The 476-nt window shown below is 51.9% G+C and carries 1 protein-coding gene; it reads right to left on the bottom strand.

Going from position 1 to position 476, the window contains the following annotated elements; all coding sequences use genetic code 11:
• Positions 1–47: 47 nt before the first annotated feature.
• Positions 48–476, bottom strand: a 429-nt coding sequence (locus RTW80_RS27175) for an RHS repeat-associated core domain-containing protein (protein WP_312721200.1), incomplete at its 5' end; no start/stop codon positions are given.

Below are 476 nucleotides of genomic sequence, written 5' to 3'. Positions count from 1 at the left end.
TGATAGAAACAGAAGCCACTGGAGCACCTCAAAAACACCATCATACACTAAATCAGTAAGTTGGCAGCATCACCCTCATCAGCTACAGAATGGATAAGATCACTTTCGGGGTATAAATTTATATCAACCAAACCTTGCGGATCTACATTTATGACCGGATTCAACGGATACTGATAAAAATTCCATCCCCCCTTCAGCCCAATCGGATCCTGAGTGATATACCGCCCCTGCAGCGGGTCATAATAGCGGTGGCGGTTGTAATACAGGCCGGACTCCTCATCATACTGCTGACCCGGCAGGCGAATGAGCTGCTGCAGATGATGCGGGTTCTCATCACTCAGCAGGTTGCCCCATTCATCATATTCTGCGCACCACGCTGTTGCCCCTTCCGTGCTGATGAGCGCCAGCGGCAGGCCGCGATGGTCGCAGTGGTACAGGTGGATTTTTCGCGCCGGCGTGTACACCGGGTCCATCTG

Source organism: Escherichia sp. AM3, assembly GCF_032029835.1.
Classification (GTDB): Bacteria; Pseudomonadota; Gammaproteobacteria; order Enterobacterales; family Enterobacteriaceae; genus Escherichia; species Escherichia coli.
Note: the sequence above shows the minus strand (reverse complement) of the source record. Positions and strands in the feature narration are given on the sequence as shown.